Consider the following 24,345-nt stretch of genomic DNA (forward strand, 5'->3'; position numbering starts at 1 on the left):
GATTATTTCTTCATGTTCTCCGATGCAGCCTTCACAGCCTCTACGATCTTTTGATACCCTGTGCATCTGCAGAGATTGCCTGATATAGCCTCTCGAATCTCATATTCTGAAGGATCAGGATTTTTATCCAGAAGGCTTTTTGCCGAAAGAACCATCCCGGGGGTACAAAAACCACACTGAATAGCACCATGGTCTACAAAGGCCTGCTGGAGAGGATGGAGCGTCTGGCCCTCCGCAACCCCTTCAATTGTCGAAACCTGGCTGCCGTTTGCCTGGACGGCAAGGACCAGACAGGAATTCACGGGTCTTCCGTCAAGGATTACCGTGCATGCGCCACAGTCCCCTATCCCGCATCCCTCTTTTGTTCCGAGCAGATTAAGGTCTTCTCTTAATACCTGGGCAAGGGTCTCGTTTGGGGCAACAGCAATTTCATATTCTTTATTATTTACAAAAAGCGTTATAAGTTGTTTCATCGCACACCTCTTTCTCCTCAATTAGCCTTGGGCTTCTTTTACTGCAGCCAATAATGTCCTTTTTGTTAATACTTCCACCATTGCGCAACGATATTCAGCGCCGCCTCTGATGTCTGTAATAGGAGTACAGTCGGTTCCCGCAAGCCGGGCTGCCTTTTCTAAAAGCGCATCGGTGGGTTTTTCACCGATTAAAACCTTTTCTGCCGATACCGCGTGAATGGCTGTTGGTGCAACGGAGCTCAATATAACTTTAGCATCTTTTATCACACCATCAGGACTATTCAGGGTAATCCTCGACGCCACTGCCACAATTGCTATCTCGAGGGACTTTCTGTGTCCTAATTTTATATAGTCACTTCCTGTGAATGGCGGCATTTCATCGACTACAATCCTGCTTAATATCTCGTCCGGCCTCATTATGGTTGCACCGGGAGCCAGGAAAAAGTCATCAAGGGCGACCTCTCTGATACCCTTCACGCTTTCCAGTTTTACCTTTGCACCCATTGCGAGAAGCGGAGGCGGAAGATCGGCTGCAGGCCGTGCAGTAACTATATTTCCCCCTATGGTTGCCCTGTTCCTGATAAGGGGTGAGCCCAATGCCCTTGCTGCCTTAGCAAGAGAAGGGAGCCTTTTCCTGATAATTTCAAACTCCGCTAACTTTGCCACAATGAGGTGAGCCCCGATAGAGATACTCCCGTTTACCGGCCCTATTTCAGACAGCCCCGAAACCTTTGCAATGCTTACGAGGTACCTGGGTGAAAGTAAGCCTTTTTTCATATTTACCAGGATATCTGTCCCGCCTGCGATGATTTTTGCATTGCTATTCAAATCCGACATGATTTTACATGCTTCAGACATATCCCTCGGCTCGTAATAAACAAATTTTGGTAATATAAGCATCCAAGCCTCCTTTAAAACTTAAATTAATTATCCAAACAGCTTCAAACCTGCATCAACTAATGCCTGAGCAAAAAGGGTTTCTTCAATGTTTGCATCAACCTCTATAACTTCAACCTCAGGCTTCAAGCCTTTTTTTAATTCGTCCACAAATATCCTGTCTTCTTCAGGATCATATGTTGCGCTCCCCGGTATATCAAAATTGGTCCAGCCCTTTAGCGGAATTACAACCTTTACCGGTCCTTTCGACTTGTTCAGTTTTTCCGTAAAGGCGGCTGCAGCCCTTCTGAGTTCGTCAGGGGAAGCCCTGAGCCATGTGCGGAACCTGTCAAGATCATACTTCTTGCGCGCTTTGTGATCGTCAGTGTACCTGGATTTGGGAGGAGTAACATAGTTTATCCCGCCGGTGGAGATAATCTGCGGGATACCAACTTTTCCTGCTGCCTCCATACGATTTGGTCCGGCATCCTTCATACCGCCAACAAGATGCTCAATAACACCGCCGGGGGCAAGGTCTATCACCCCGTCAAAAAATCCTTGTTCAATCATGATCTCCATAGCCTTATCGCTGATCCCTGCCGCAGAAAAACCTATAACCTGATACCCCTTTTCCTCGAGCATTGCCCTCATAGTGCTCGCACACTTTTCAACAGGGCTCAGCATCGTAATGGCAATGGCCTTCTTCTTTTCAGCTTCCCCTTTCGTTTGGATTGGAGTGACCTCAGCCATAGCACATACCGCATGAACTCCCCTGTCTATTACATTTTTGAGAATATCGCTCAACCCTGATATTTCTATCACAGAATGCATAAGGGATATATCGCCAACATCAATATACCTGGTTGACATGCCCGGCAAGGCAGCCGTTGCGGATATCATAAGCTTGGGGACTCCAAAGGGAAGTGCCCTCATCACGTCCGTTGCCATCAGGGAGCCGGTGGAACCACCAATACCAATGATCCCGTCAAGCTTCCCTTCTTTCCGCATACTCAATGCTATAACTTGCGCACCCTTTGTCATGATTGCAGTGTTCTTTGCCCTTTCCCCGGATGCAAGGATCTCTTCAAAACTGCTTCCTCCTGCTTTCGCTACTTCCTGAGGGGGGATATCGGCCTTCATGTCTTCTGCCAGCCTCATGGACATATCGAGAATCACGGGTAATTTACCAAGTTCTTTTATCCTGTCTCTCAAATAAAACGTTTCCACTCCCTTTGTATCGAGGGTAGAGACGATCAGTATCGTTTTCACTGTTGTCCTCCGGCCACCTTCTTCTCGATGTCACTTTTGAGCACCTTCTTGTCCACTTTGCCGGAGTCTCCCACGGTGGGAAGGGCACTAACAATTTCGAGCCTCTCGGGAAGTTTGAAGGCGGCAAGTTTTTTCTTTTTCAGGAAGGAAACCATTTCGTCTTTTGAGAGGGTCTGGCCGCCCTTGAGAACCACATAGGCACAGGCCCGCTCGCCCATCTCCCTGTCGGGGTAACCTACAATCGCAACATTTGCAATCTTCGGATGTTCATTCAGAATGCCTTCGATTTCAGCGGGGTATATGTTCTGACCGCCCCTGATAATCATATCTTTCGATCTGCCCATTATCCAGAGACAGCCGTCCTCTGCCCTTACAATATCGCCGGTTGTGGTCCATCCAGTCTCATCGAATACGGGAGCCGTCGATTCAGGATCGCGGTAATACCCTGCCGGCGCATGTGGTCCCCGGAACCATAATTGACCGGGTTGTCCGTCGGGAACCTCTTTTCCGTTATCATCGAGGAGTCTTACTTTGTTGCCGGGCAGCATCCTCCCCACAGTCCTGCGCCTTATTTGGCCCGGATCATCGATAGTACAACCGGATACAGAACCCACATCCTGAGTGCCCAGATCACTGGTAATGGTGGCCTGAAACCTTTGTTCCGCCTCTTCGGCCACCTGCGGTGGCAGATATCCTCCGGCAGAGCGGATGAACCGGAGCGAGCTCAGATCATACTTCTTTTCATCCACTTCCAGCATACGCACCAGATGGGTCGGCACCACACCGATGGCCGTTGCCTTTTCTTTCTCTATCAACTTTAGAGCCCCTTCGGGATCAAACTCCTCCATCATTACGGTCTTTGCGCCTACCAGCGGTGCGGCAAAGTACGTCAGCGTCCCCGCTGCCCCTCCCGCATGGGGCGCAATCGCCACCGCGATATCATTTTTTGTCAGTTTCCAGATATCGACCCGCGCCTTTGACGTGCATATCCTCGACGCCTCGGGCCACTCCACCAGCTTCGGCAAACCTGTGGTACCTGTGGTGCTGGTCAGCAGACCGACGTCGGAATAGGGACTGAACTTTCTGTTATCGAGTTCTTTATATTTCGATTCGTCAATATCCTGGTTCGCGAGTTTGATCAGAGAGGAGGTCCCTTCAGGTGCATCAGCCGGAACTTCCTCATCAAAGAGAAAGAAGTTTTTCAGATAGGGAGCGGTCTTTTTCAACTCCCTGTACATTTCAAGATAATTGAATTTTCGGTAAACATGAGGAATAGCAACGGCCACAGCCTCTGTCCGTTCTACCATATAGGTCAGTTCCTTTTCCCTCAGATAGGGGTAGACAGTAAGAGAAATCAAACCGGCACGTTCGGCAGCGATACGGGCGATGAACCCGTACACGCTGTTGGGGGCTTGAATGATAATCCGTGCATCCTTGGGAATGCCCATGCTCACCCATGCATAGGCAAGATTATTAAGGAGTCTCCAGGCCTGTTTCCACGTCACCCGATAGGTCGAGTCTACGAGAGCCTCGTTGTCGCCATATTCGAGGGCGTTTCTTCGCCAGAAATCAGAAAAGACTTCGTCAGTCCAATAGCCATCTCTCTTAAATTCGCTAATCATCTCATCTGTATATCGTATCGGTCTCATAGCGTTCCCCTTTATTTTCGTGAATAGCCGTTAGTGAATAGTGAATAGTTTGAAACATTTTTTATGCAGGCGACCACTGTTCACTGAATTTGCTATCCTTACAACCCCAACTCTGCCCAGCGGGATTGTACTTTTTTTACAATTTCAGGATCGAGCTCGATTGGTATGGGCTTTTCTTTCCATTCGTACGGGATAGTTGCATCAATGATAAGTCTGCCCGTTATATCTCTCGCATCAATCGGCAGCGATGGATCGAGCGGTGTTGAACGACCCCTTTTGATTACCTGACAGCGGTTCGGCTGAAACCGGAAACTGAGGGCGTAAAGGACCCGGGGGATGTCCCATGGATCTATATCCTCATCCACAATGATTACCGTCTTCAGGCCATAGGCACCCATTTCAGTCGATATAGCGGCAGTACCGACCTGGTCAACATGGCCCGGATACATCTGCTTCACCGAGATGATAGCCAGAAACCTTCCTGATCCTTCCGGAGGACAGTAGACGGCTTTAATGCCTGGAATCTTCATATCGGTAAGCTGTTGCCAGAGCGTAGCGCCATAGGTGAGGGCCATCGTCATATGTGTATCCGTTACTGCACGGCCCACTGTTGTACCCCAGAAAATAGGATTATTCCTATATGTAACGCATTTAACACTGATGAAATTCCGGTCATCTGTCCCCACACCTGAGTAATATCCTGTATATTCTCCGAAGGGTCCTTCAGCCATAAATTTTTTGGGGTCTACTTCGCCTTCAACCACGATTTCAGCGTGCGCGGGTATCGGAAGGTCAACTGTTTCACCCTTTACAACCTCTATTGGCTCTCCACGGACAGCGCCGGCAAAGTCATACTCTGATGTAAAAGCTGATATACGCGCGGCGCCTACCAAGAAGAGAAGCGGGTCAGACCCAACAATATCGGCTACCGGCATGGGCTTCCCCATAGCTGCATATTTCTTCAGCATGATATCCGCATGTTTACCCTTGATAAACTGAGTGCCTAAATGATTTTTATCAAGAAGCTGCGCTCTGTAAGTTCCGAGATTCACCCAGCCAGTTTCAGGGTCTTTGGAAATAATAAAATGAGCAGTTCCAAAAAATCTGCCGCCATCTTTTGGGTAAAATTTGGGAACAGGAAATTTGAAAAGGTCAATATCATCGCCCTTCATGATATTCTGTTTACAGGGAGCCTGAGATCTGTCCACGAATTTCGGTGGCACCGGGGTTTTACCCTTCTCTACCCAGAACCTCATGAGATCCACAAGGCTTGATTTTATAGGTGCACCCATGATCAACGAAAGTCTTTCAGTGGTTGTGCAGACACTGGTGATGACAGGCGAACTGTACCCCTTCACGTTCTCAAAGAGCAATGCCGGCCCGCTTTTTTCCTCATTGAGCTTTGCAATATGGGACAATTCGAGATTCCAGTCTACTTCAGCCTTGACTTTCTTGAGTTGTCCCTCCTTTTCCGCTGCTTGAATAAAATCCCTCATGTCTTTCATGAATAGGCCTCCTATTAAATTTTCTGTATGTTAGAAGAATCCTAAATACGCAAGAAATAGTCAAATACATAATAATTATGTTGTGCATAAATAAAAGTTATGGAATAATCCATTACAGTGAACCTGAATCACTTAAGAATTTTTTTCGAATCCGCTAAACAGTTAAATTTCACAAAGGCAGCAGAACGTCTCTGCATATCGCAACCCGCTGTTTCTGTTCAGATAAAACAACTGGAAAAAGCGTTGCATGTAAAACTTTTTTATAAAGTTGGTAACAAAATTTATCTATCCGGGGCAGGAAAATCACTTTTGAGCTACGCACAAAAAATATTTGAGCTTGAAGACGAGGCAGAAAAAACCATTAATGAAATAAAAGAAGTAAAAAAAGGCATGCTCCACATTGGAACAACAAAAACATATGCGCGCTATCTCATGCCAAGCCGTATATCACACTTTCATGCACTTTATCCGGGAGTAAGCATTCATTTAAGCGAGGGTAGTTCCTTAGAAATGATGCAAAGTCTATTCAATATGCAAAACGAATTGGCTATCGTGGCAAGCACAGAATACCCAAAACCTCTTCAAAGCATCACCTTCGGAAGAGAAGAAATCCTGTTAGTGACCTCTCCTGACCATCTCCTTGCAAAAAAAGATTCCATTTCCATAAAAGAGCTTGCAAATTTCCCCATTATAATGAGAGAGGAAGGCTCAGCTACCCGTAAAGTAATTATGGATATGTTCAAAAGAATGCATCTTTCACCTACTGTACTCTACGAAGCAAGCAACCTCGAATTCATAAAAGAACTCCTGGAGAAAGGCGAAGGGGCTTCCTTTATCGTAAGGGCTGCTGTGGAAAAAGAGCTGTTACATGGCATTTTAAAAGAAGTAATGATATCTGATGTTTCTCTCGTGATGGACACAAATATCGTATATCTCGACGAAGGTGCTTTGACAAAAATTGCGCACACTTTTATAGATATGTTACTCATGTGGGATGATACGTAATACGCAATAACTTGCTATTCATTATATCTGCACGTTATAAATTAAATTGACTTTAATCAATAAAATTCACTAAAGATAAAAAAAGGGCAAGCATAATATTCGTTGTTACAGGCAATATTCTGTCGTTGAAGAGGATTTGTTTTTTTAAGAAAGTAATGATAAAACATACGGATGAAAGATACAATCGGTTATATAGCCGCTTTCTTTACGACATTTTCATTGTTGCCGCAAATTCTGCGTATCTGGAAGCTTAAAGAGGCAAGGGATATCTCCATGTTTATGCCGCTCATGGCATCTGCCGGTGCCATATTATGGCTTGTTTACGGCATCATGATCGAGGAGGTACCGGTAATAGCTGCAAATGCCATATCTTTGCTCTTTACGTTAACGACGCTTTTTGTCACTGTAAAATACAGATAGTACGAAGGTTGGATAAAAATGGTGCCGAAGGCGGGACTTGAACCCGCACGAGTCTCCCCGCCACCCCCTCAAGATGGTGTGTCTGCCTATTCCACCACTTCGGCACTTATTTACTGATTACCCTGGACAGGTAATTTTTCTTCAGCCTTTACCGGAACATTTTTTACAGTATATTCCTTGTGGCTGTAAAAATATGCGAGCACAAGGCTTGTTATCATAAATACTACAACGGCAACTGTTGTAAGCTTTGTCATAAAACCACTGGAGCCCGAACTGCCAAAAAGTGTCTGGCTTGATCCGCTCCCGAATGCAGCGCCTATTTCAGAACCCCTCCCCGTCTGAAGCAAGACAATCATGACGAGGGCAATTGAAACTACAACATGAATAATTGCGATAACTGTCAACATTACTTTTTCTCCGATGTTTTTCTTATTATACCAATAAATCCTTCACTTTTCAAGGATGCTCCACCAACAAGTGCGCCATCGATATCTTCCATTCCTATCAATTCGCTTATATTGTCAGGTGTTACGCTCCCTCCATAAAGAATCCTTGTATTTTTACACACATTTCCATATATGTCACCAACAATGTTTCTTATGAATCGATGTACTTCTTCTGCTTCTATGGGCGTTGCATTCTTACCTGTGCCTATAGCCCAAACAGGTTCATATGCTATCACAATATCATCAATTTTGTCGATCCCGTAAAGCGCCTTCTTTACCTGAATGCCGACCACAAACTCTGTGACGCCTTTTCCCCTTTCGTCTTCTGTTTCTCCAACACAGACAATAGGTTTAATCCCTGCAATAAGACTTTTCCTGGTCTTCAGGTTTACTGTATCATCGGTCTCGTGAAAATATTTCCGTCTCTCTGAATGACCGATAATAGCATAAGTACAGCCAATATCCTTGAGCATCGAAGGAGCTACCTCACCGGTAAATGCCCCTTTATCCTCATAAAACATATTCTGCGCTGCAAGTGATATATGCGAACCCTTAATCGTTTCATAAACACTTTGCAAGGCTGTAAAGGGTGGCGCTAAAACGATCTCGCCCCCCGTGACGCCTTGAGTTCCTTCTTTTATGGCTTTCGCGAGAGCTATTGCATCATTTATTGTATTATGCATTTTCCAGTTTCCGGCTATCATCCACCTTCTCATGAGTTACCTCCATTATTTTCTAAGGCCTCTATTGCCGGCATCGTCTTCCCCTCGAGCAATTCCAGGAAAGCACCGCCTCCAGTGGATATGTATGATATCTTATCGCTCACTCCTGCACGATGTACTGCCAGGTCTGTATCCCCACCGCCAATTATTGAGAGTGCGCCGGACTTTGCAACAGATGCTGCTATTGAAAAGGTTCCCTTGCTGAAAGGTTCAAGCTCAAACACGCCCATGGGACCGTTCCATATAATAGTTTTTACACCCCTTAAAGCGTCTGAAAAAGCAGAAATTGTCCCGGGGCCGATATCGAGGCCCATCCAATCTTTTGGGATTTCCTCTATTTTACACACTTTTACTCCAGCATCAGCCGCCACTTTTTCTGCTATAACACAATCCACAGGCAAACAGAGGTTTACCTTCTTTTCCTTTGCTTTCTCCATGATTATTCTCGCTTTATCCAACATTTCAACTTCACAGAGTGAATTCCCGGTTTCAAACCCCATAGCCCTTATAAACGTAAAGGCCATGCCGCCGCCAACTATCAGGATGTCAACTTTTTCCAACAAGTTTTCCAGTACCCCGATCTTATCAGAAACCTTAGCTCCTCCGATGATTGCAGCAAATGGTCTTGCCGGGTTTTTCATGGCTTTATTAAAATATTCTATTTCGTTCTTTAAAAGAAAACCGGCAGCACATGATTTTACAAATTCCGTTATTGCCGCATTCGATGCAGCTTTTCTGTGGGATACAGCAAAGGCATCGTCTATGTAGACATCGCATAATCGTGCAAGTTTGCCTGCAAACTCAGCATCGTTCTTTTCCTCGCCTGAGTGAAACCTGAGATTCTCAAGGAGTATTACATCACCATTTTTCATGTTTGAGACTGCCTTCTCAACCTCTTCGCCTATGCAATCATCCGCAAAGATGACCTCTTTGCCCAAGAGTCCTGAGAGCACTTTAGCGGCAGGCCGCAAGGAAAACTCCTCAGATTTCTTGCCCTTCGGTCTTCCAAGATGCGATGCAAGGATCACTTTAGACCCGGCATCTATAGCATAATTAATTGTAGGCAGATGGGCCCTTATCCTTGCATCATCCGTTATGTTTCCCTGCTTATCCATTGGCACATTAAAATCACAACGGATGAACACCCTTTTCTCTTTTAAATCTATCTGGTCTATGCATTTCATGTTTCCTTACCAACCCTTTCTTAAAAACAGTGTTAAGTGTTAACTCATAACTAACAGGCGAAAGCCTGTTAAATGCTATTTCATGATGTATGACAGGAGTTCACACATCCTGTTCGAGAAACCCCACTCATTATCATACCATGAAAGTATTTTAACCATCCTGCCGCCAATTACGTTTGTATTCGCCATGTCAACCAGGGAAGAATGAGGATTTCCGTTAAAATCACAGGAAACCAGAGGCTCATCCGAGCAGAATAAAATCCCCTTCATGGGGCCCGCTGCATACTCTCTGAATTTATCGTTCAATTCTTCTTTCGTTGTATTTTTTGCCAGCATTGCAACAAAATCAACTAAGGATACATTCGGTGTAGGCACCCTGATAGCCATACCATCCAGTTTCCCCTTGAGTTCGGGTATTACTTCGGAGATTGCCTTTGCTGCCCCGGTTGTTGTGGGAATCATTGACAGGGATGCAGCACGCCCCCTCCTCAGGTCTTTGTGGGGCTCATCGAGTACTACCTGGTCATTGGTAAATGCGTGGATCGTCGTCATGAGACCATACTCAATGCCGAACTCCTTCTGCAGTATCTTCGTTATAGGCGCCAGGCAGTTTGTTGTACATGAACCCATGGATATGACATGGTGCTTTGTCTTATCGTAGACTTCCTGATTAACCCCGAGGACAAATGTTACATCGGGGTTCTTTGCGGGGGCGGATATAACTACCTTCTTTGCGCCTGCCTTGATGTGTTTTTCGGCACCTGCCCTGTCAGTAAACTTACCGGTGCTTTCAAGGACTACATCTACCCCGAGCTCTTTCCACGGAAGCGTTTCAGGTTCTCTTATGGCGTAAGTTTTAATCTCCTTTCCGTTTATCATAAGGGAGCTTTCCGTTGCCTTTACGTCGGCGTCCATAATGCCATGAACAGAGTCGTACTTCAGTAGATGCGCAAGTGTTTTTGCGTCCGTAATATCATTTACCGCAACAAATTCAAGGTCCTTGCCCTTAAAGCCTGCCCTTAAGACAAGCCTCCCTATTCTTCCAAAACCATTTATCGCTACTTTTATGGCCATTTTACCCTCCGTTCTTGTTTTTGGATATTTTAATTACTTATCAAAAGGACTGTGGGTTGTCAAATGATTTCTTACCCACAAACGATAAGCTATCAGCCGTTAACTGTCAGTAAAATCAAAACATATAGACTCCCCGCAATGCTAATCGCTGAAAACTATTTATTCACAAGAGTCCTTAGTCCTCTTGCAATATATTGACACCCTGAGACTACGGTAAGGATTACGGTCACATAAAAGAAATAGTCCCCATAAACCCTTGTGCCGGACCACAAAATATACACCACTGTGCTCATCTGGGATAAAGTGGTTATCTTGCTTATGATGCTTGGAGAATGTCTGGTTTTATAAGACAGCTTGTATAAAACAAGAAACCCGGAAGACAGGATAAGATCCCTCAGCAACACCGTCAATGTTACCCAGATGGGAATGATGTTGTTTGCCGAAAGCACAATATATGAGGATACAAGCATGACCTTATCGGCCAGAGGGTCAAGGATAGAGCCAAGATAGGTTTTTTCCTTCATGATCCGCGCAAAAAACCCGTCGAGGAGATCGCTTATTGCCTGCACCACAAAGAGGATTAAGGCAGTATTATATTTTTGATAATATATGGAAAGTATAAAAAAGATTGTTAAAAAAAGACGGAGTATCGATAATGAATTCGGCAGGTTCATTCTCTGTAAAGATTCTTGAAAGTTGCTGTTTTATCCAGAAAGGCAAGTTCAACAGTACCTGTGGGTCCATTCCTCTGTTTCCCTATGACAATCTCTGCTATGCCTTTGTTGCTTTCTTTGTCTTTGTTATATATCTCATCCCTGTAGATAAATATGATAACATCCGCATCCTGTTCTATAGCGCCTGACTCACGAAGGTCGGCAAGTCTCGGCCTTTTGTCTTCCCGCTGCTCCACCATCCTGTTTAATTGCGATATCGCAATAACAGGAATATGTAACTCTTTGGCAAGGGATTTTAAAAAACGCGAGATCTCCGCTATTTCCTGTTCCCTCTTGTCGGTAACAGCAGCCCTCCCTTTCATTAACTGGAGGTAATCAACAACAACCAATCCAAGTCCGTGCTCCTTTTTCAGTCTTCTCGCCCTTGCCCTCAAGTCAAGCACACTCATTGAAGGTGAATCATCGATAAATATTAGCGCTTCTGAAAGCTTACCTGCAGCCTGAGCAAGTTTTGGCCATTCCGAGCTTGACAGCGTTCCGGTTCTTAATTTTGAATGATCCACCTCAGATTCAGAACTGAGTAATCGTGTTACAAGCTGCTCCTTGGACATTTCCATTGAAAATATGCCAACAGGGACCGCGCCATCTCTCATGGTAGCAACATATTGGGCAATATTCATACTCAAGGCTGTTTTGCCCATACTCGGTCTTCCGGCAATTACTATCAAATCGGATGGCTGAAAACCGCTCGTCATTTTATCAAGTTCGGTAAACCCCGTTGGGACCCCTGTGACTGTCTGCTTTTTTTCATAGAGTCGCTCGATGATTTTCACATTGTCCATGACAATGTCTTTTACAGAATAGAATGAAGGCCTGAATTTCCTTTCCGATACCCGGAAAATCATCTTTTCTGCATCATCGATATAACCATCAACATTTACATCCAGGTCGAATCCCTTTTCAACAATCTCAGTTGCAACATTTATGAGATTCCTTAGAAGGGCCTTCTCTCTCACCATTTTTGCATATTGCGTGATGTTTGCCGCACTGGGCATGAGGTCAACGAGGGTATTAAGGTATGTAACCCCGCCGATTTTATCGAGAATGCCCTTGTCTCTAACTGAACTGCTCACCGTAACTATATCGATAGGCTCATTCTTCTCATAAAGGCCTACCATGGCATCATATATCTTGCCGTGGGCATCCTTATAAAAATCTTCAGTATTTATTAAATCTACTACCTTATTGATTGATTCGGGGTCTATAAGCAAACCGCCAAGGATCGATTCTTCTGCCTCCAAATTTTGAGGCGGGATACGACCCGCGGGATTAACTTTCCTCTGCTGTCCATCTTTTTGAGCCTTAACCATTTAATCTTCTTTTTCTACCTCAACCTTCACGCGTGCAGCGACACTCTGTTCCAGATGTATCTCAATCTCATGTACACCTGTTGTCTTGATGGGCTCATCAATCCTTATGTTTCTTTTATCTATTTCAAGTCCCAGGAGATTTTTTATCGCATCTGTCACGTCCTTATGCGTTACCGACCCGAAGAGTTTTCCGTCTACACCCGCTTTTTTCTTTATTGTGAGGGCGATCTCCTCTAATTTTACTTTAATGTCGGCTGCAGCCTTCAAGTCTCTGTCCTTCTTGGCCACCAGGTTTTTAATGATATTTTCGGCCCTTTTAATATTGCCTTCTGTAGCAGTTAAGGCCAACCCCTTTGGAATCAGAAAATTCCTTCCAAAACCATCCTTTACATCTATGGTTTCGCCCCTTTTACCCGTACCCCGCATATCCTCTGTCAGTATGACCTTCATACAGTTTCCTCCATCATCTCGAAAGTGTTGTAAAGGGAAGGAAAGCAATGTGCCTTGCCATATTTATTGCTTCCCTTAATTTTCTCTGGTGATTCGCACAGGTTCCTGTCATTCGCCTCGGCGTAATCTTGCCGCGCTCTGTGATAAAATGTTTCAACAACTTCGGATCTTTATAGTCAATAGCAATATTTGAGTCCTGACAGAATCGGCAAACCCTTTTTCTTACGTACACTCTTTTTTTCTGTAAATCCCGGCCCTTTGCAGGTCTTGTAAAACTTGGCATTTATTCCTCCATCCAAAAAATTTATAAGGGAAACTCAGCTAACCTTTCCCTCTTTGGTTTATACTACTTCAGGTTTTAAGAAAACTCACCTTCCAGTTCATCAAACAAAACATGGTCAGGCGGTTTATCCGGGCCTTTTTCTTTATCGTCAACCCTCACCACCATATGTCTCAGAATAGGATCGATATTTTTATAAAATTTACTGATCCCCGATAAGTTTGCTTCATCCATTTCCAGGAGTAAAAAGAAATAATGACCTTTGTCCTTCTTTTTGATGGGGTATGCAAGTTTCCTTATCGACCAATCGTCTAATCTTATTATTGTTGCACCTGATTTTTGCAGGTTAGCCCTGACTCTGTTGAGCAATTCCTCCTCTTCTTCTTTTGTACAATCAGGGCTTATTATTAGAATATTTTCGTACCTTCCCACTTTACTCTCCTTTCGCTTTATCTACTACTGCGCTTTTTAATACCTTTACTCTTACCTTTTCGGCAATTTCAATGGTGACTGAATCGTCGGTAATTCCTGTTATTGTACCATATAAACCGCCGGATGTTATAATTTTGTCTCCCTTTTTCAGATTCTCAATAAACAGTTTCTGCTGTTTAGTCCTTTTCTGTTGTGGTCTTATAAGCAAAAAATAAAAAACCACAAACAAGAGCACGAGAGGCAGTAGACCCATCCACTGTGAGCTGCCACCCTGTCCGGATGCTGCCTGGTTACCCATTGCATGCGCTATGTTCATCTTGTAATTCACCTCCCTTCCATCTCATTTTAAATGATTCATAAAAGGCATAAAAAACCCCTTCTCTGATTGTTTCTCTTATTTTTTTCAAAAAATCAGCATAAAAATAGATATTGTGTATCGTGTTCAGGTAAAAACTCGTTAATTCATGGGAGACAAGAAGGTGCCTGAGATAAGCCCTGGAATATGTTTTACATGTGTAACAGCCACACCCTGCATCTACCGGCCTTTCATCCTTTGTGTACTTTGCATTTTTGATGTTTATTCTCCCGTCCCATGTGAATAAGTTGCCATTTCTTGCAAGCCTGGTCGGTATGACGCAATCGAACATGTCGATTCCTCTCCGTATCCCCTCAATGATGTCCTCAGGAAAACCCAGGCCCATAAGGTATCTTGGCTTTTCACGCGGCAACAAATCTATCACTGCATCTACCATTTCCCACATGATACCTTTCGGCTCTCCAACACTCAGACCGCCAATGGCATAGCCGTCAAAATCCATGTTAACGAGATCATATGCCGATTTTAATCTCAGGTCTTTGTACACACTGCCCTGGATAATCCCGAACAGCAAATTTTTCCCGTTTGGTTTTGAATCCCTGCACCGCCTTGCCCACCTCGAAGTTAATCCAACAGACTTACTCGTATACTCATATGATGACGGATAGGGAACACATTCATCAAAAGACATGCAGATATCAGCACCTATATTTTCCTGGACCTCTATGGCCTTTTCCGGGGAGAAGAAATGCTTTGAGCCGTCTATATGTGACTGAAACATTACACCATCTTCCTTTATTTCACGTAAAACACCAAGACTAAAGACCTGGTAACCTCCGCTGTCAGTAAGAACAGGACCATCCCACCCTGAGAAGCGCTGTATCCCCCCCATCTCCTTGATTAAAGTATCGCCGGGTTTTAAGTAGAGATGATACGCATTGGCAAGAATCATCTTTACGCCGATATCTTTCAATTCTTTATGGGTAATAGCCTTCACGGTCCCCTGGGTACCTACAGGCATAAAAACAGGGGTTTCGACGTCTCCATGCACTGTTTTAATGACCCCGAGTCTTGCATGCCCTTCTTCTTTCACAATTTCAATGGTCTTCATAATTTAAAATCAGTCGTTAGTGAATAGTCGTTAGTAAAACCTATTCACCGCCTTCATCACTATTCACTATTCACTTAAAAAATCAGCATCGCATCCCCGTAACTGTAAAACCTATAGCTTCGATCTATAGCCTCTTTATAACATTTCATCAATTCATCGCTTCCGGTAAAAGCCGAGACGAGCAGAAGAGGCGTAGACCTCGGCAGATGGAAATTCGTTATCATGGCATCAATCATTTTAAACCTGTATCCGGGATATATAAAAAGTTCCGTATGTCCCGCAATGGGTGTATCGCCGTTTTTCGCCCATGCTGTCTCTAATGTTCTCACGACACTTGTCCCGCAGGCGATGATTCGCCTTCCTTCAATCTTCGCATTTTCGATATATTTTTTCACATCAGGAACAATTTGATAGTATTCCCTGTGCATTACATGATCTTCAACATTCTGACTCTTTACAAGGAAAAAGGTTCCTATACCGATATGAAGTGTAATTTTACATACTGTGACGCCCAGCGCCTCTATATCTGCAAGCAATTCCTTTGTAAAATGAAAACCTGCTGTGGGGGCTGCAATGGAACCCAATATCTCGGCATACACCGTCTGGTATCTTTCAAAATCAAGAGCGCCATCGTTCCCTCTTTTTATGTACGGGGGGAGAGGCATTTTCCCGTGTTCCCGTATGATGTCATATACATCACCATCATAAAAGAAATCGATTATCCAGAAGGCCTCACTTCTTGTTAAGACAGCCTTGACTCCGCCCACAGATATTGTCAGACGGTCTTTCCCTTTTTTTATACCATTCGCAAGACAGTACCATCTTTTATCATCGATGCCCTCCAAAAGCAGTATATCAATGTTACCGCCGGTTTCCTTCCGGACACTCAATCGTGCAGGCAAAACCCTGCTGTCATTTAATATAAGCACATCTCCCTTGCGAAAATATCCTGTAATGTCTTTAAAACGTTTATGTTCTATCAGTTCTGTGCTTCTGTTAAGAACAAGAAGACGGGATAATTCCCGGTCCCCTTCAGGGTACTGGGCAATCATTTCTTTTGGCAAATAATAGTCAAATAATTTTGTATTCATAATCAACGCCGGAAAAATCAGGTTAATTTTATAACAGATTGTTACGGTATAAGCAAATCAATTTCGACAGTTAGCTGATGGCTGGTAGCTCATAGCAAAATGCTTGATGTTGGATGTTTGTAAATAGTGATACCAATTTGCCATCAATTGCTAACCGAATTGCTTGATAACGGGAGCACACATCCCCTCGCACTTCCGCACTACTCTCCCGACCATTGTAGGGCTTGCATCGCTTGATGTGCAAGGGCGGAGGCTACCCGAAGATGTTCAGTGCCTGCACATCATCCCGCAATTCGGGAACGCTCTGCTTCGCCGCACAATGGTTCCCCGGTTGTTCCGTGAGTCATGCTCAGGGAAGACGCTCCCGCTTTAATTTACTGAATGACGGCAAATTGGTATGAATAGGTTTTTAACTGACGACTATTCACTGAAGTCATGAACCATGAGCTATTGCGGCCTGTCCTGCCTGCCCTGCTAAACCATGCGAAGTAGGTCTTGGCCAAGGCTACCCCGAAGGGCATGGCCAGGGATTGCCGATTTCGGATTGTCCCTCCGAATCTCTTCAGAAAGTTTTGAGAGCGATAACGTGCAATATATTGCAATTATTGACTTTACAGATATTTCAATAATTGCTTACACCTGCAAAGCGAGCAGCGGGCATGCAACGGTAAGTCATAGATTACAGGAAGAACTGATTGCTAAAAACACCTGTAAAGTTTCAGTAGTTGGAATTAATATAAACTGGGGATTACGGATCGAAAGAGAGTAACTGTCAATTCAGCGACGTGCCAGCAGTATTGTGGACTCGCATTGCAGTACAAAACTTATATTTGAGATTGCTTCGCCCTCGTTCATGCTCGAGCTCGCAATGGCTGGAATCTTTTACTTCTTATCACCTGCCGCCGTAGGCTTGGTTTTGACTGTAAAGACATCGTTTGCAAAACCCGCACATTCGATATAACTGCCCTTGGCAGCATACGCATCGCCTGTATCGAGCGCGCTATCATAGGTCGCGATATCGTCGGAAGAAAATATGATTATTCTTCCCCGTTCAGGTTTTGTAAAACTCAAAACCATGTCTTCATTTGCCACCAGCCACTCGTTATATCCATCGCTTCCTATTTTTACGGAATTATCACCGGCCTTTAAGACAACAGCGTTCTGGGACGGGCTATACAACAAACCCGAAACCCATGCCCATGTGGCCCCATTCTTTTCAAAAAGGGTAAGTTCTGTCTGGTCGCGGACAGAGTCAAAAGGCATACCCGCTAATTCAGGGGAATCAATCCTTTTGACACCCAGAAAAACCACATATCCCGGCAGGTCTTTGTACGACAATGATTTTACAAAATGCGAGTCCACAGCCATAACCGACTCAAAAGGAGAGACATTACGCCGCAGCCAAACCTTGCCATCCATATTGATCTTAAGGTTTTGAGGTTTTTCTATTGGTTTTACTTTTTGCATCATGATCGTATCGATCGTGGCCATTGCCGGACAGTTCACCAAATAGCTTTCGCCGCCTATATTAGTAAAATAGAAACGGTCGCCTTTGGTATCGTGATAATAACCATTATTATAAACGAGTGCCATTTCCGGTTTTTTCTCCTGTTCCTTGAAACCGTATAGGGTGGCGCTGTTTTTATCCGCATCAAACACTACCTGGCCAAGTTTCGCGCTGTTGGCATAATAACCGCTAAATGAAGAATAACCTTGCGGTAACTTCTGCGCTTCCGGCGGTGCCAGGACGGCTTTCGCTTCTTTGGAAATGAGCTTTTTTTCAACCAGTACCGCATCTAATATATCCAGCGCTATTTTCAACGCACCGCTTTCCGGGCCGGAAGCAATAACAGCAACAGCTATTCTTTTGTCAGGAACCGCGAAAACCATGGAAGAGTAATTTCCAGTGCCGCCGGTCTTACCCAATACTTGAACTCCGACCGCATCATACCGCGGAAGGCCTGTGAGGTCCCAGCCCAGCCCAAAGGAAATTTCGGGATTTCTTAGCTTGCCCCAAAACGCTGAAGGCTGCGCCTTTTTCATCTCATCGAGAGATGCTTTCTTCAAGAGTTTATTTCCCGCTGAAAAGGCATCTACAAAACGGCAGAGTTCCTCGGCAGTTGATGACAACCCGCCGGCGCCCAGAATCGAGAGCGTTTCAGGGGGATGACGTTTCCCGGTTTTAGCGTCATAATACAACGCTACAGGCTTACCCTTGATCTCACCCATGCCTGCACCGGTGTTTTTCAGGCCCAGCGGCTTAAATATCCTTTCATTAAGAAAATTGATGTATTTTTTCCCGCTTACCCGCTCCACTATCATTTCCGCCAGTGTAAACCCGTCATTGCAATACACTGCCATTGCTCCCGGGGCATGCTTAAGATGTGCGCGGGCTAAAGTATTGATTGTTTCCTGTTTTATATTGTCATCATATTTAAACCCGAAGGAATTCGACCCCTCAGTCCCCGGCATGCCCGATACGTGGTTTAATAGCATTCTTACGGTGATCTCCTTGTATCTATCATCCGCCATCTTGAATTCCGGGAGATAGTCTGTGACCGGCTTATCGAGCGAGACCTTGCCATCGTCAACGAGCAGCATGATTGCAGTCGCCACATACACCTTGCTGATAGAGCCGATATTAAAGATTGTAGCCTTATAGACAGGGATGCTCTTCTCTCTGTTTGCCATGCCGAATCCTTCTGCATAAACGACCTTGCCATCAACCATTATGGCAGTGGTGGCACTCCCGCATTTGCCGCTGTTTATGGCTTGCCAGATTTCGCTGCGGGCTATGGCAATAGCGCTTTCATAGAGATTATGCTTGCTTACCACCTCGCCAAATGCAAGTGCAGCAAACAGCATGCAGCTCAAACAAACTGCACCGATAATTCTGATTTTTACCATTATTCCCTACCTTTTCTGATTTGATAAGACATTGCTTCTTATGGAAGAAAGTATAAAAAGATCAGTCTTGTATGTCAATTAAATATGAGCGAAAAATGTGAGGTTTGGATGTTTGTTGTCATACGTGAATTTTGTTTATTACGGATTGAAGTCGTGTGCTTTTGTTGAGGTTGACTATTTGTGGATTTCAGAAAGGAGTGCTCAACAGCAATGAAAACAGAGTAAGAACTGTAACTATGCCTTAGCAGGGCAGGCCTGCGACTACTATTCACTATTCACTGCCTTCATTTCGGATATCGGATTTCGGAGAAATACAATCCACAATCCTCATTTCGGATTTGCGATTGTCCCTCCACTGTCGGGATTAAACCTTACGGATTTCGGCTTGAATCTCAGGAGAAAGTTTTAAAAGAGAAATCGTGCGATGCAAGGTCTGTATTGACTTTCCGGAGATTTCGATAATTGCCCCAACCGTTGGGGCAATTTTATCAGACAGGTCATCAGGCTTCAGCTTGTAGCGTATCAGCTCACTCATAACCCCCTGCGCATCATACCCCTTATCGGGATGTTTCGCCTGAATGAATGCCAATATCCCCTTTGGCTTGGTCCATGGGGTTTAAGTCTTCTCTCTGAAGGTTCTCTGTCAACTGCAAGGCAATAGTCTCACCTGATTCCTTACCCGCTTCTATGATCCGCACCGGTACTAATTCAAGTTTGAGTTGCCGGGCTGCTTCCAGGCGCCTCTCCCCGCAGATGAGTGTGTATAAGTCGCCTTCTCCTTTTGTTACAAGGAGAGGTTCTAAGATGCCCCTGTCTTTGATTGATTGCATGAGTGACTTGAACGAATCGGCTTCGATATTGATATTCGATCGTACCTGTTCCAGCACCACGATATTTCCTATGGGAATGTACAAGAACTCAGGATTTACACTTGTCTTTTTTGTTGCCATATCGTTCCCTTTTTTTTAAATTCCGTGATATGTGAAGCGTGAACGCAGGCTCCTGTCCGCCAGAACCGAGGGACAGGCGGGAAAGCCTGCGGCTACCATTCACTATTCACTGACGACTATTCACTGAAGTTACGAGCTATGAGCCATGGGCCATTATTGTTTCACAAATTCCGCTTCACGCAAAGATTCCTGAGCAAGCCTCATTGCCTTTATCTTCATAAGCCTGCTGGTATTTGACCGCTCCCTTTCGTCGAGCTTACCGGTGATAAACTTGATGGTCTCTTGCATACGCGGAATCAAGGTATATTCAAGGGCATTCACCCTGCGTCTGGTCTTCTCAATTTCGTTACTTATGATGCGGATCGCTTCTTCAAGCTCAGCCATTCTTATGAGCTTCGGCAGGAATTCCTTAAGTGATTTAATAGCAACATCAAGCTCAGGAGAAGTATGTATAAACGAGTACATCCCGGCTGATTCACCGAAAGATACATCTATCTTCGGGATTGCCACGCTCATGAGCCGGCGTTTCGTCACAATAAGCTGCAGATCCTGTTTTGTGCTCTCAAGTGCGGACTCGGTAATCTGACGCGAAGAGGTAATCTCTGCAAGTACAAAGAGCTTGAGTACATATGGCAGTTCTTCGTCTACCTCTATACGAAAGCCCCTGTATTCCCTCGCAAGGTTCATGAATTCTTTCGTCAGTCCATCGAGTTTGTCCTTCAAGAGCTTGTGACCGCGCTGGGCAACAACAAGCCTTTTGCGCAGCCTTAAAAGCTCCATCCTGGTGGGGTTTATCGCGAGTCTTTCTGCCATATGTTATTTCTTGGGATAGTATTTCTCTATGAAGGCATCCCGTATACGCTTCAGCTCATTTCTGGGGATCATGGCAAGGAGATCCCAGCCAATCCTGAGGCTTTCCTCGATGGTGCGGTTCTCGTTCTCGCCCTGACGGACAAACTTGTCTTCAAAGGCATCGGCAAATTTAACGAAGAGGATGTCCGCATCACTCAAGGCTGATTCACCGAGAACCACCGCAAGCTCTTTTGCGTTCTTACCGCGGGCATAAGCGGAATATAACTGATTCATGACGTCGGCGTGATCCTCTCTCGTCTTTCCAGCCCCGATTCCTTTATCTTTCAGACGAGACAGCGAAGGCAATACATCGACAGGCGGGTAGATACCGCGGGCGTTGAGACCGCGATTGATAATAATCTGCCCCTCGGTGATATACCCTGTAAGGTCTGGAACCGGGTGAGTCTTGTCGTCCTCAGGCATGGTAAGAACCGGAATCTGCGTAATTGAGCCTGTTTTACCTTTGATACGGCCGGCACGTTCATAGAGCGTAGCAAGGTCTGTGTAAAGGTACCCCGGATATCCCCGTCGACCAGGCACCTCCCTCCGGGCAGCGGATATCTCACGCAGCGCTTCACAGTAGTTTGTGAGGTCGGTCATGATGACAAGGACGTGCATGCCCTTTTCGAATGCAAGATACTCTGCGGCTGTGAGCGCCATGCGCGGGAGTGCGATACGCTCGATGGGCGGATCGTCTGCAAGGTTAACAAAAACCACTGACCGTTCTATAGCGCCGGTACGGCGGAAGTCAGCGACGAAAAATTCCGCCTCTTCAAAAGTGATACCTATAGCTGCAAAGACAACGGCGAACTTCTCGCCGGTCTTCAGCACCGTGGCCTGGCGGGCAATCTGAGCTGCAAGGCGGGAGTGAGGAAGACCGGAACCGGAAAAAAGAGGAAGTTTCTGCCCACGGACAAGCGTGTTCAGGAGGTCAATGGTTGATATTCCTGTCTGGATGAATTCATTCGGGTAATCGCGAGCGAATGGGTTCATGGGGTTGCCGTTCACATTAAGATATTTCTCCGGAATAATGGACGGACCGTCGTCAATGGGCCTGCCGAACCCGTCAAAAACCCTTCCCAGCATATCCAGAGAGACGCCCAATTCCATCCCTTTTGCGAGAAATTTTACCTTCACATCCTGAGGAGAAAGACCACTCGTTCCCTCAAAGACCTGGACCATCGCCTTATCCCCATTTATCTCAAGGACGCGGCCCCTCCGGAAGCTACCATTCTGGAGCTTAATATCAGCCAATTCTCCATAGGTCACCCCTTCAACACCTTCAACAAGCATCAGGGGGCCTGCAATCTGTGTTACTGTTCGGTACTCTTTCGAAATACTTGCCATCTTCTCCCTACCTCTACCACGTTATCGCGCAGATTGTATTTGTTATTTTTTGCTCGAGCGCATCGAACTGATCGAGGGCTTCTTCGGGAATCAGTTTCGCCCGTGCAATATCATTAAGAACATCATTGTTTGTCAGTGACTCCAGTGTTGCGCCGTCACTGTATGAACTCTTTACCTTGTCAAAATAGTGGAGAATCAATTTTAATAGACTGAACTGTTTATCCAGTGATGTACAGGCATCCCTCTCATCAAAGGCATTCTGGTGGAGGAAGTCCTCCCTTATCATCTTGGCTGCCTGCATGAGAAGTCTGTCTTCGTGAGGGAGGGCATCAATACCGACAAGTCTGACAAGTTCTTCGAGTTCTGATTCTCTCTGAAGTATGTCCATGGCCCTTTTCCTGTTTATCGACCACTGAGCATCAAACTTACAGTCCGAGCACTCATCTACCATATCCTGGTAAAGAGAATAAGAGGTAAGCCAGTTGATGGCAGGGAAATGCCTTGAGAATGCAAGCTTGTCATCAAGCCCCCAGAAAACTTTTACCACACGGAGTGTCGCCTGGACAACAGGCTCAGAGAAGTCGCCTCCGGGGGGTGACACAGCGCCGATTACCGTAATAGCCCCGGACCGGTCATCAGAACCGAGACAGACAACACTGCCTGCACGCTCATAGAAGTTTGCAATACGGGAGCCAAGATAGGCCGGATATCCTTCCTCGCCTGGCATCTCCTCCAGACGTCCGGAGATCTCTCTCATGGCCTCTGCCCAGCGGCTTGTTGAATCTGCCATGAGTGCAACAGAATACCCCATATCCCTGAAATACTCGGCAATTGCGATCCCGGTAAAAACACTCGCCTCCCGGGCTGCCACCGGCATATTCGACGTATTCGCAACAAGTACAGTCCGTTCCATGAGTGGCTCACCTGAAGCCGGATCTTTGAGATGAGGAAATTCCATGAGAACATCTGTGATCTCGTTCCCCCGCTCACCGCATCCCACATAGATCACAATCTGTGCATCAGCCCACTTTGCGAGCTGATGCTGCACAACGGTTTTCCCGCTGCCGAATGGTCCCGGAACACATGCAGTCCCTCCCTTGGCAATGGGGAATAACATGTCGATAACGCGTTGTCCTGTAATCATCGGTTCTGTGGGCATAACCTTGCGCTTTACAGGACGTGGTTCACGGACAGGCCACCTCTGAACCATAGTAATACCGAAGATATCTTCCTGACCTTCGATAACAGCCACTTCAGTATCAACATTACCCGTTACTGCTTCAATCTTCTTAATGATACCCGATTTACCCGGGGGCATCATAATTTTATGCACCACAAGTGTACTCTCTTGAACAGTCCCAAGGATATCACCCTGTTCCACATGGTCTCCAATCTTGGCTATCGGCACAAAATTCCATTTTCTCGATCTGTCGAGGGCTGGCCTCTCAGCGCCCCGGACAATATATTCACCAAAGTCCCGGGCCAATGCATCAAGGGGTCTTTGCACCCCATCATAGATTGACTTGATAAGACCGGGGCCCAGTTCGACGCTGAGCGGTTCGCCGGTCCTGATTACAGGCTGACCCGGACCAATCCCCTCGGTCTCTTCGTAAACCTGAATAGAGTAATCATTGCCCTTGATCTCAATAATCTCACCAAACAGGTTCGCCTCACCAACACGTACCATCTCGAACATGCGTGCACCGGTAAGTCCACGGGCAATCACCAGTGGTCCGGAAACCTTTACTACTTCACCTCTGTTTTCATTCATATCTCATATCCTTACCCGTTTTATGGGGCTCGCGTCGCCCCCTCTTCGAGCAAAGCCCGAAGAGACTTCCCCTCTCGCTCGCGAGGCTCGCTACCCCATAGATTGCTACCAATGTGCACGTTTTCATACACCATTAACCGCCTTTCGCGCAACTTTTACACTACCCATTTA

At 45.5% G+C, this 24,345-nt stretch carries 26 protein-coding genes and 1 tRNA gene; 2 read left to right on the top strand and 25 right to left on the bottom strand.

Annotated elements, in window-relative coordinates; genetic code table 11:
- Positions 1-2: 2 nt before the first annotated feature.
- The 5 genes from NTX75_11745 to ppcB all read right to left on the bottom strand — a co-directional run bounded on the left by NTX75_11745 (position 3) and on the right by ppcB (position 5,772).
- On the bottom strand, positions 3-473 hold the full coding sequence (locus tag NTX75_11745) for a (2Fe-2S)-binding protein (GenBank protein MCX5816893.1): 471 nt from the start codon (positions 471-473) through the stop codon (positions 3-5).
- Positions 474-494: 21 nt separating this feature from the next.
- Positions 495-1,373: a xanthine dehydrogenase family protein subunit M gene (locus NTX75_11750; protein MCX5816894.1), complete on the bottom strand. Its 879-nt coding sequence runs from the start codon at positions 1,371-1,373 to the stop codon at positions 495-497.
- A gap of 27 nt (positions 1,374-1,400) precedes the next feature.
- Positions 1,401-2,618, bottom strand: a complete 1,218-nt coding sequence (locus NTX75_11755; GenBank protein MCX5816895.1) for a Tm-1-like ATP-binding domain-containing protein — start codon at positions 2,616-2,618, stop codon at positions 1,401-1,403.
- Positions 2,615-4,267 (bottom strand): AMP-binding protein, encoded by a 1,653-nt coding sequence (locus NTX75_11760; GenBank protein MCX5816896.1) that lies wholly within the window; start codon positions 4,265-4,267, stop codon positions 2,615-2,617. The genes NTX75_11755 and NTX75_11760 overlap by 4 nt, the downstream gene beginning before the upstream one ends.
- 98 nt (positions 4,268-4,365) lie before the next feature.
- A complete protein-coding gene (ppcB, locus tag NTX75_11765) occupies positions 4,366-5,772 on the bottom strand; it encodes a phenylphosphate carboxylase subunit beta (protein ID MCX5816897.1) in 1,407 nt (468 codons plus the stop codon).
- Positions 5,773-5,889: 117 nt separating this feature from the next.
- Between ppcB and NTX75_11770 the strand changes: the two genes are divergently transcribed.
- On the top strand, positions 5,890-6,777 hold the full coding sequence (locus NTX75_11770; GenBank protein MCX5816898.1) for a LysR substrate-binding domain-containing protein: 888 nt from the start codon (positions 5,890-5,892) through the stop codon (positions 6,775-6,777).
- Between the two features lie 171 nt (positions 6,778-6,948).
- Entirely contained in the window at positions 6,949-7,197 is a 249-nt protein-coding gene (locus NTX75_11775) for a SemiSWEET transporter (protein MCX5816899.1), read from the top strand.
- A 19-nt stretch (positions 7,198-7,216) separates the two neighbouring features.
- Here NTX75_11775 and NTX75_11780 read toward each other — a convergent pair.
- The 20 genes from NTX75_11780 to NTX75_11875 all read right to left on the bottom strand — a co-directional run bounded on the left by NTX75_11780 (position 7,217) and on the right by NTX75_11875 (position 24,301).
- A tRNA-Leu gene (locus tag NTX75_11780) sits at positions 7,217-7,301 on the bottom strand.
- Positions 7,302-7,307: 6 nt separating this feature from the next.
- Positions 7,308-7,604: a preprotein translocase subunit SecG gene (gene secG, locus NTX75_11785; GenBank protein ID MCX5816900.1), complete on the bottom strand. Its 297-nt coding sequence runs from the start codon at positions 7,602-7,604 to the stop codon at positions 7,308-7,310.
- Positions 7,604-8,359: a triose-phosphate isomerase gene (gene tpiA / locus NTX75_11790; GenBank protein ID MCX5816901.1), complete on the bottom strand. Its 756-nt coding sequence runs from the start codon at positions 8,357-8,359 to the stop codon at positions 7,604-7,606. The genes secG and tpiA overlap by 1 nt, the downstream gene beginning before the upstream one ends.
- Positions 8,356-9,549: a phosphoglycerate kinase gene (locus tag NTX75_11795; GenBank protein MCX5816902.1), complete on the bottom strand. Its 1,194-nt coding sequence runs from the start codon at positions 9,547-9,549 to the stop codon at positions 8,356-8,358. The genes tpiA and NTX75_11795 overlap by 4 nt, the downstream gene beginning before the upstream one ends.
- Before the next feature lie 75 nt (positions 9,550-9,624).
- Positions 9,625-10,623, bottom strand: coding sequence for a type I glyceraldehyde-3-phosphate dehydrogenase (gap, locus tag NTX75_11800; GenBank protein ID MCX5816903.1), 999 nt, complete (start codon positions 10,621-10,623; stop codon positions 9,625-9,627).
- 155 nt (positions 10,624-10,778) lie between these two features.
- Positions 10,779-11,297 carry a CDP-alcohol phosphatidyltransferase family protein gene (locus tag NTX75_11805; protein ID MCX5816904.1) on the bottom strand — a complete coding sequence of 173 codons (519 nt, stop codon included), beginning with the start codon at positions 11,295-11,297 and terminating at the stop codon, positions 10,779-10,781.
- Complete coding sequence (gene dnaB / locus NTX75_11810; protein ID MCX5816905.1) at positions 11,294-12,667, bottom strand: replicative DNA helicase; 1,374 nt, start codon at positions 12,665-12,667, stop codon at positions 11,294-11,296. The genes NTX75_11805 and dnaB overlap by 4 nt, the downstream gene beginning before the upstream one ends.
- A complete protein-coding gene (gene rplI / locus NTX75_11815) occupies positions 12,668-13,117 on the bottom strand; it encodes a 50S ribosomal protein L9 (protein MCX5816906.1) in 450 nt (149 codons plus the stop codon).
- A gap of 13 nt (positions 13,118-13,130) precedes the next feature.
- A complete protein-coding gene (rpsR, locus tag NTX75_11820; GenBank protein ID MCX5816907.1) occupies positions 13,131-13,400 on the bottom strand; it encodes a 30S ribosomal protein S18 in 270 nt (89 codons plus the stop codon).
- Positions 13,401-13,475: 75 nt separating this feature from the next.
- Positions 13,476-13,829 (bottom strand): 30S ribosomal protein S6, encoded by a 354-nt coding sequence (gene rpsF, locus NTX75_11825; GenBank protein ID MCX5816908.1) that lies wholly within the window; start codon positions 13,827-13,829, stop codon positions 13,476-13,478.
- A 1-nt stretch (position 13,830) separates the two neighbouring features.
- On the bottom strand, positions 13,831-14,145 hold the full coding sequence (gene yajC / locus NTX75_11830; protein MCX5816909.1) for a preprotein translocase subunit YajC: 315 nt from the start codon (positions 14,143-14,145) through the stop codon (positions 13,831-13,833).
- Positions 14,120-15,256, bottom strand: a complete 1,137-nt coding sequence (gene tgt / locus NTX75_11835; protein ID MCX5816910.1) for a tRNA guanosine(34) transglycosylase Tgt — start codon at positions 15,254-15,256, stop codon at positions 14,120-14,122. Before tgt ends, yajC begins: the two co-directional genes overlap by 26 nt.
- A 74-nt stretch (positions 15,257-15,330) precedes the next feature.
- Positions 15,331-16,347 carry a tRNA preQ1(34) S-adenosylmethionine ribosyltransferase-isomerase QueA gene (gene queA / locus NTX75_11840; GenBank protein ID MCX5816911.1) on the bottom strand — a complete coding sequence of 339 codons (1,017 nt, stop codon included), beginning with the start codon at positions 16,345-16,347 and terminating at the stop codon, positions 15,331-15,333.
- An 882-nt stretch (positions 16,348-17,229) separates the two neighbouring features.
- Positions 17,230-19,254, bottom strand: coding sequence for a serine hydrolase (locus tag NTX75_11845; GenBank protein ID MCX5816912.1), 2,025 nt, complete (start codon positions 19,252-19,254; stop codon positions 17,230-17,232).
- 364 nt (positions 19,255-19,618) lie between these two features.
- Positions 19,619-19,789 (bottom strand): hypothetical protein, encoded by a 171-nt coding sequence (locus NTX75_11850; GenBank protein MCX5816913.1) that lies wholly within the window; start codon positions 19,787-19,789, stop codon positions 19,619-19,621.
- 22 nt (positions 19,790-19,811) lie between these two features.
- Positions 19,812-20,204 carry a ParB/RepB/Spo0J family partition protein gene (locus NTX75_11855; protein MCX5816914.1) on the bottom strand — a complete coding sequence of 131 codons (393 nt, stop codon included), beginning with the start codon at positions 20,202-20,204 and terminating at the stop codon, positions 19,812-19,814.
- Between the two features lie 153 nt (positions 20,205-20,357).
- A complete protein-coding gene (locus tag NTX75_11860; protein MCX5816915.1) occupies positions 20,358-21,017 on the bottom strand; it encodes a V-type ATP synthase subunit D in 660 nt (219 codons plus the stop codon).
- A 3-nt stretch (positions 21,018-21,020) separates the two neighbouring features.
- Complete coding sequence (locus NTX75_11865; GenBank protein ID MCX5816916.1) at positions 21,021-22,394, bottom strand: V-type ATP synthase subunit B; 1,374 nt, start codon at positions 22,392-22,394, stop codon at positions 21,021-21,023.
- Positions 22,395-22,416: 22 nt separating this feature from the next.
- Entirely contained in the window at positions 22,417-24,174 is a 1,758-nt protein-coding gene (locus NTX75_11870) for a V-type ATP synthase subunit A (GenBank protein MCX5816917.1), read from the bottom strand.
- Positions 24,167-24,301, bottom strand: coding sequence for a hypothetical protein (locus tag NTX75_11875; GenBank protein MCX5816918.1), 135 nt, complete (start codon positions 24,299-24,301; stop codon positions 24,167-24,169). Before NTX75_11875 ends, NTX75_11870 begins: the two co-directional genes overlap by 8 nt.
- Positions 24,302-24,345 lie beyond the last annotated feature (44 nt).

The organism is Pseudomonadota bacterium (genome assembly GCA_026388315.1).
In the GTDB taxonomy this organism is placed as follows: domain Bacteria; phylum Desulfobacterota; class Syntrophorhabdia; order Syntrophorhabdales; family Syntrophorhabdaceae; genus MWEV01.